Annotated in this window: 4 protein-coding genes; 1 reads left to right on the top strand and 3 read right to left on the bottom strand. The window is 70.0% G+C overall.

What is annotated here, in order from left to right:
* Positions 1–57: 57 nt before the first annotated feature.
* The 3 genes from ACFU5K_RS25430 to ACFU5K_RS25420 form a co-directional block, all read right to left on the bottom strand.
* Complete coding sequence (locus ACFU5K_RS25430) at positions 58–5,070, bottom strand: NAD-glutamate dehydrogenase (RefSeq protein ID WP_384065629.1); 5,013 nt, start codon at positions 5,068–5,070, stop codon at positions 58–60.
* 373 nt (positions 5,071–5,443) lie between these two features.
* Positions 5,444–6,115: an HAD family hydrolase gene (locus tag ACFU5K_RS25425; protein WP_384065627.1), complete on the bottom strand. Its 672-nt coding sequence runs from the start codon at positions 6,113–6,115 to the stop codon at positions 5,444–5,446.
* Positions 6,116–6,179: 64 nt separating this feature from the next.
* Entirely contained in the window at positions 6,180–6,686 is a 507-nt protein-coding gene (locus ACFU5K_RS25420) for a DUF6912 family protein (RefSeq protein WP_384065625.1), read from the bottom strand.
* A 280-nt stretch (positions 6,687–6,966) separates the two neighbouring features.
* Here ACFU5K_RS25420 and ACFU5K_RS25415 point away from each other — a divergent pair, with 280 nt between their 5' ends.
* Positions 6,967–7,395, top strand: a complete 429-nt coding sequence (locus tag ACFU5K_RS25415) for an Rv3235 family protein (protein ID WP_384065623.1) — start codon at positions 6,967–6,969, stop codon at positions 7,393–7,395.
* Positions 7,396–7,468 lie beyond the last annotated feature (73 nt).

The raw sequence follows: 7,468 nt of genomic DNA, 5'->3' as shown, positions 1-7,468 counted from the left end.
GGGCCGCGAAGGCCCGTCCGGCGGACGTGTGTGTGGCGGCCCCACGGGCCGCGCGGGTCAGGAGTGCGTACGGAGCAGGGTGCGCATCGTCCGCATCGCCACCGACAGGTTCGCCAGGTCGAACGCCTCCGAGCTGCGGATCTCCTCCAGGGTGGCGCGCGAACGCGCCAGGATCGCCGCGTTCTTCTCCTCCCAGTCCTTGAACCGCTGCTCGGGCGACGACGCGCCGTCGCCGACGGACAGCACGTCCGAGGTGAGCGCGGCGTGCGCGGCGTACAGGTCCTCACGGATGGAGGCGCGGGCCATCGACTGCCAGCGGTCGCCCCGCGGCAGTTCGATGATCCGGTCCATCAGCTGGGTGATGCCCAGCCGGTCGGCGAGGTCGTAGTACACCTCGGCGACCGCAAGCGGGTCCTTGCCCGTACGGTCCGCGATCGCCACGATGTCCAGCGCCGGGAAAGCCGAGGAGAATCCGGCCACCCGCACCGCCAGCTCGTCCGGCACGCCCACCGAGGTGAGCTCGTCGAGGATCGACTGATACCACTCGACGTCCGCGCCCCTGAGCAGCTTGGGCAGCTCGTTCCAGACGTGCTCCACGCCCTCGCGGAAGAACTCGATGGTCTCCGCGATCTCGACCGGCTGCGGCCGGTTGCCGAGGAGCCAGCGCGAGCCGCGCTCGACGAGCCGGCGCGAGTGGAGCCGGATCCGGGTCAGCACGTCGGCGGCGACCGTGTTGTCGAGCGCCTCCACGGCGTCCCAGACCCCGGAGAGACCGAAGATCTCCCGGGCCGCGAACTGGGCCCGCACGATCTCTTCGAGCGACGCCCCTGTCTCCTCGCGCAGCCGGTGCAGGAAGGTCGAACCACCGGTGTTGACCGTGTCGTTGACCAGTACCGTCGTGATGATCTCGCGACGCAGCGCGTGCCCGTCGACCGCCTGGGGGAAGCGCTCGCTGAGCTGTTTCGGGAAGTAGGCGTGCACCAGACTCTGCAGGTGCGCGTCGTCCGGCAGGCTGGTGGAGATCAGCTCGTCGGCGGCCGTGATCTTCGTGTACGCGATCAGCACGGCGAGCTCGGGCTGGCTGAGGCCCTTGCCGTGGTTGAGCAGTTCGCGGATCTGGCGGTCGTTCGGCAGGAACTCCAGCGCCCGGTCGAGGTGCCCCTCGCGCCCCAGCTTGCGCATGAAGCGCTGGTGAGCGTGCAGGAGCGACGGCGCCTGGGCGCAGGCGTTGGCGAGCGCCGTGTTCTGTGCGTAATTGTTGCGCAGCACGAGGTGTCCGACCTCGTCGGTCATCTCCGCGAGCAGCTTGTTGCGCTGCTTCACGGTCATGTCGCCGTCCCGGACGAGACCGTTGAGCAGGATCTTGATGTTCACCTCGTGGTCGGAGGTGTCCACACCGGCGCTGTTGTCGATCGCGTCGGTGTTGATGCGGCCACCGGACCGGGCGAACTCGATGCGGCCGAGCTGCGTCGCGCCCAGGTTGCCGCCCTCACCGACGACTCGGGCCCGAAGGTCCGCGCCGTCCACCCGGATCGAGTCGTTGGCCTTGTCGCCGACATCGGCGTTCGACTCGGCCGACGACTTGATGTACGTACCGATGCCGCCGTTCCACAGGAGGTCGACCGACGCCTTGAGGATGTTCTGCATCAGCTCGGCGGGGGTCATCTTGGCGACCTTCTCGTCGATGCCCAGCGCCGCGCGCATGTGCGCGTTGACCGGGATCGACTTCGCGGAACGCGGGTGGATGCCGCCGCCCGCGGACAGCAGGTCCGTGTCGTAGTCCGCCCACGAGCTGCGGGGCAGGTCGAACAGCCGGCGCCGCTCGGCGTACGAGGTCGCGGCGTCCGGGTTCGGGTCGATGAAGATGTGCCGGTGGTCGAAGGCCGCGACCAGCCGGATGTGCTCCGAGAGCAGCATCCCGTTGCCGAACACGTCACCCGACATGTCACCGACACCGACGACCGTGAAGTCCTCGGTCTGCGTGTCGTGGCCCAGTTCGCGGAAGTGCCGCTTGACGGACTCCCACGCGCCGCGGGCCGTGATGCCCATGCCCTTGTGGTCGTATCCCGCCGAGCCACCGGACGCGAAGGCGTCACCGAGCCAGAAGCCGTACGAGACGGCCACGTCGTTGGCGATGTCGGAGAAACTCGCGGTCCCCTTGTCGGCGGCGACGACGAGATAGGTGTCGTCCTCGTCGTGACGGACGACCTCGGAGGGCGGCACGACCTCGCCGGTCACCATGTTGTCGGTGATGTCGAGCAGCGCCGAGATGAAGATCTTGTAGCAGGCGATGCCCTCGGCGAGCCAGGCGTCGCGGTCGACGGCCGGGTCCGGGAGCTGCTTGGCGACGAACCCGCCCTTGGCGCCGACCGGCACGATCACGGTGTTCTTGACCATCTGCGCCTTGACCAGGCCGAGGATCTCCGTACGGAAGTCCTCCCGCCGGTCCGACCAGCGCAGACCGCCACGGGCGACCTTGCCGAAGCGCAGGTGGACGCCCTCGACACGCGGCGAGTAGACCCAGATCTCGTACGCCGGGCGGGGCGCCGGAAGGTCCGGGATGGCCTGCGGGTCGAACTTCATGGAGACGTAGCCGTGCGGCTCGTGGTCGTCGCCCAGCTGGAAGTAGTTGGTCCGCAGCGTGGCCTTGATGACCGTGAGGAAGGACCTCAGGATCCGGTCCTCGTCCAGCGATGCGACCTGGTCGAGTGCCCCGTCCAGCTCCTCGAGAAGCCCGTCGGTCAGCTCCGTGCCCGCCTTCTGGCGGACCGGGGACATCCGGGCCTCGAAGAGCGAGACCAGCAGCCGGGTCGTGTGGACGTTGTTGCGGAGGGTGTCCTCCATGTAGTCCTGGCTGAACGTCGAACCCGCCTGGCGCAGGTACTTCGCGTACGCCCGCAGCACCATGGCCTGACGCCAGTCCAGTCCGGCGCCCAGGACCAGTGTGTTGAAGCCGTCGTTCTCCGCCTGGCCGGTCCAGATGGCGGCGAAAGCCTCCTGGAAGCGGTCGCGGGCGTCGTCGGCCAGGTGGACACCCTTGCCCTTGGACTTCGGCATGCGCAGCCCGAAGTCGTAGATCCAGGCGTGCGTACGGTCGGAGCAGCGCAGCTCGTACGGCCGCTCGTCGACCACCTCGACACCGAGGCGCTGGAGGGCGGGGAGGACGGCGGAGAGCGAGACCTGCTCACCGGTCCGGTAGATCTTGAAGCGCCGCTCGCCGGGGCTTGCGCCGACCGGCTCGTAGAGGCTGAGCGCGAAGTCCTCGCGCTCGCTCTTGAGCTCCTCCAGGTGCACCAGGTCGGACACCGCGGCACGCGGCGAGTGGTCGGCCTTGTAGCCCTCCGGGAACGACTGGCCGTAGCGCCGCATGAGTTCGGCGGCACGTTCCTCGCCGCACTCCGCGTTCAGCGCCTCCTGGAAACCGTCGGCCCAGGAACGGGTGGCCTCGACGAGCCGCGCCTCGATGCGGTCCGCGTCGGCATCGGTGAGGTGCGGCAGCTCGGTGCCCGGCGGGACCCGGACGACGAAGTGGAGCCGCGAGAGGATCGACTCGGTGTTCCAGGCGGTGAAGTCGACGCTGGTGCCGCCCAGTTCCTCCTTGAGGATGTCGATCAGCCGGAGCCGCACGCCCGTGGTGTAGCGGTCACGCGGGAGGTAGACGAGGGCGGAGTAGTAGCGCCCGTACTCGTCCTGGCGCAGGAAGAGCCGCAGCCGGCGGCGCTCCTGGAGGTAGAGCACGGAGGTGACGATGGAGCGCAGCTGGTCGACGGGCGTCTGGAAGAGCTCGTCGCGCGGGTACGTCTCCAGGATCTGCAGCAGGTCGCGGCCGTCGTGGCTGTTGGGCGTGAAGCCCGCGCCCTCCAGCACCTCGGCGACCTTCCGGCGCACCACCGGCACCCGGCGCACCGACTCCGTGTACGCGGCCGAGGAGAACAGCCCGAGGAAGCGCCGCTCGCCGATGACGTTGCCCTCGGCGTCGAACTTCTTCACGCCGACGTAGTCCAGGTAGCTGGGGCGGTGCACGGTCGCCCTGCTGTTGGCCTTCGTCAGGACGAGGAGCTTGTGCTCCCGGGCCTTGGCCCGGGCGTCCGCCGGCAGCCGGTCGAAGGACGGGCTCACCGGGTGGGTCTCGTCCTCGCTGTGCTTCGGGTCGGAGCGCAGAATGCCGAGCCCCGTTCCGGGGACGGCCGTCAGCGCGTCGGAGTCGCGGAGCTCGTACTCCCGGTAGCCGAGGAACGTGAAGTGGTCGGCGGCGAGCCAGCGCAGCAGCTCACGGGCCTCCTCGACCTCCTCGTCGGCCAGCTCGTCGAGCGGCTCGGAGGGCAGGTCGTCGGCCATCCGCAGGGCGGCGTCGCGCATCTTGTCCCAGTCCTCGACGGTCTCCCGTACGTCGGACAGGACACGGAGCAGATCGGCGGTGATCTGCTTCAGGTCCGCGCGGTCGGTCTCCCGGTCGATCTCGACGTGGATCCAGGACTCGACGACCGCGTCGTGCGGCAGCTCGGGACCGGCCTTACGGCCCTTGGACCGCGTCCCGCCGTTGTTCCGGGGCCGGTCGTCGGCGAGCACCTCGATCAGTCTGCCCGCGACGTCACGGCGGACGATCACCTGCGGATGGATCACGAGGTGGATGCCACGGCCCTGCCGGGACAGCTCGTTGGTCACCGAGTCGACCAGGAACGGCATGTCGTCCGTGACGACCTCGACGACCGAGTGACTGCTCGTCCACCCGTTCTCGTCGACGGTCGGGGTGTGCACCCGGACGTTCGCAGTGCCCTGGGGCCGGTTCTCGGCGAGGCGGTAGTGGGAGGAAGCGGCACCGAAGACGTCGACCGGGTCGCGGCCGCCCAAGTCCTCGGGAGCGGTGTGCAGGTAGTAGCGCTGGAGATAGGCGAGCAGCGTCTCCCGGCCCGGCCGGTCGCCCTGGCCGGCCTCGGCGGCCTCGTCTTCGGCAAGGTGCACCCGGAGGCCGCCACCCGGGCCGCCGACACCACCGCCCGGACTGTTGTCAGCTACCCGGGCCGCCCGTGCGAGCAGCTCGGCCTTGGCTTCGTCCAGCTTGGTCTGCATGTCCTCTGGCTCCTGTCGCGCGCCGTTGCGTGACGTAGGTGAAGAAAGCGACGTAACGCCACGACGCGGGGTTTCCTGTCCGGGTCGACGCTATGCCGCCTGGGGAGATACCCGGGACCATATCGGCCGTTTCCAGCCGACGGTCGGGGGCGCGGAAATCACGGATCGCCCGGGTACCGTGGCACTCCGGGCCCATGCCGGGGGCTTCGCTGCCCCCGAGACGTATCGCGCTGATCACCGCACCAGGCTATCCCTCTCGCACCCACAACCGTCATGAGCCGCATATGTACAAAAGAAACCCGCGAACTTTGACACTCTGGACATCGCACACGGCCCTTCCGTCCCGTATGCGCACACACGCTGGCAGATGTGATCAGTCCGCCATCAGTTCGGCCAGCGCGACCGCCTCGGCCAGCGTGTCCACCACCGGCACCCCCGCGGCCTCCAGACTGCTGCGGCTGTGCGAACCGCCGGTGTAGAGCACGGCCCGTGCCCCCACGTGCGCGGCGGCCACGGCGTCGTCCACAGCGTCGCCGATGACCACGGCGCTCTCGGGGGAGATGCCGTCGAGCACCTCGAAGTGCCGCTCCATGTGCTGCGTCTTGCTGCCGCCCGAGGGGCCCGTACGTCCGTCGACCCGCAGGAAGTGGCGCTCGATGCCGTAACCCCGCACCACGGGCACCAGATGCTCGTGGCCGTACATGCTCAGCAGGGACTGGCTGCGCCCGCCCAGGCTCCACCGGTCCAGCAGCTCCTCCACCCCTGCGGTCAGACCGCAGGCGGACCGCTGCTCGGTGTAGTGACGGTGGAAGAGGTCGTCCATCCGCTCCCACTCCGCGGGGGTGGGCAGCCGGCCCATGAGCCGCTCGTAGAACCTGGGTATCGGTACGCAGTAGGTCTCGCGGTACTGCTCGAGCGTGAGCGGCGCGAGGTCGACCTCGGCGAACGCGGCGTTCGTCGCCCCGAGGACGGCGTCGATGTCGTCGAGCAGTGTGCCGTTCCAGTCCCAGACCAGATGCGTGCGGTGCTTCCCCGTTGTCGCCATGAGGAAAAAATACCCGCCGCCTGCGACAGCGGCCCCGCCGAAGGGCTGTCGCGCGGCAGGCCGGTCAGGCGATCAGCCCGGGGATCTCCTGGATCCCGAACCACAGCAGTTCGTGGTCCTCGGCGCCGTCGACGGTGAACTGGGCGTCGTCGTCCCCGAGATCCGCGGCACCCAGAGCGGCCGCCGCCGCGGCGACGTCCTTCTCGGCGTCGTCGGCGTCCACATGGACGGCAGCGGCCTTCGACAGCGGCACCGCGTCCGCGAGACGCACCTCACCGAGCGAGGACGCGTCCAGGATGTGGTCCGGGTCGGCGACCGCCGCCCCGTCCGGCACGTCCAGGGCGACGACGACGCGGCGCCGGAGCTCGTCGGGCTTCCCGGCGACCAGCCGCAGCGAGGCGGCGGCGGCACGGTTGAGTGCCGCGTACTCCAGTTCCTCGATGTCGTCGGAGACGTACCACTCGCGCAGCCCGGGCGTCACCGCGTACGCGGTCAGCGGCCCCGGACCGACCTCGCCCGCCCTGTGCACCGAGGCAAGACCGGAGAGGCTCAGGGGGACGTACACACGCATGGCTGGCCGCTTTCGTAGTCGATGACGCACTCAGGATACGTGCGAGGTCCCCCTTCGGGGTTGCCGATCGGTCCCCCGGCGTCCACCCCGCGACAGCCGTCACCCTCGTCGATCCCTTGCGGCGCACGGCCCGTCACCCTGATAGGTGATCCCGCCGGCTGCTCGATCGGCCCCAACCGCCGCTTGCGGGGCCGCGGACCGGCCCCGTAGAAGAGCCCCAGCACAAGTTACCGCCCGGTACTCATCCGGGCTCCGGACAGCAGCCACGGGGGCTATCAGCATGAGCACGGACAGGACAAGGCCGGCCGGACGACGCGACCGAACCAGGCCGGGCACCGTACCGCCGCAACGGACTCCGCAACGGCCCCGGCGGCCGCTGCGCCCGCACCAGTGGTTCGCGGAACGCCTGCTCGCGGTCCTCAGCGGCCAGCGCCCGGTGCACTGGATGCTCGGCCACACGATCGGCGAGGCCTACGACCAACTGGCAGAACTGGCCCCGGACGCCCCTCTCGGCGCGGGGTGCAGGCGCCCCGTCGTTCGCGCCTGCTACGGCACCCAGCCCGCAACCGGCGTGGTCGAGGCCTTCGCCAGCATCGCGACGGGCGAACAGGTCCGCGCCATGGCCTTCCGCCTCGAACAGGGCCCCGACCAGCGGTGGCGCTGCGCCGCCATCGACCTGGGCGGCGAACGCCTCCCGGCGGTCCGCTGAGCGCGCGGCACAGGCCGGCAAGGGCACAGGCCGGGAAGGGCATCGATCGGGGCGGACCCGTTTCCGGCCGGAG

The organism is Streptomyces sp. NPDC057428, from assembly GCF_042803195.1.
GTDB lineage: Bacteria > Actinomycetota > Actinomycetes > Streptomycetales > Streptomycetaceae > Streptomyces.
Note: the sequence above shows the minus strand (reverse complement) of the source record. Positions and strands in the feature narration are given on the sequence as shown.

Excerpts from the sequence above, each read along its gene's own strand:
- ACFU5K_RS25425 (WP_384065627.1), bottom strand. The coding sequence starts at position 6,115 with ATGGCGACAACGGGGAAGCACCGCACGCATCTGGTCTGGGACTGGAAC.
- ACFU5K_RS25420 (WP_384065625.1), bottom strand. The coding sequence starts at position 6,686 with ATGCGTGTGTACGTCCCCCTGAGCCTCTCCGGTCTTGCCTCGGTGCAC.
- ACFU5K_RS25430 (WP_384065629.1), bottom strand. The coding sequence starts at position 5,070 with ATGCAGACCAAGCTGGACGAAGCCAAGGCCGAGCTGCTCGCACGGGCG.
- ACFU5K_RS25415 (WP_384065623.1), top strand. The coding sequence starts at position 6,967 with ATGAGCACGGACAGGACAAGGCCGGCCGGACGACGCGACCGAACCAGG.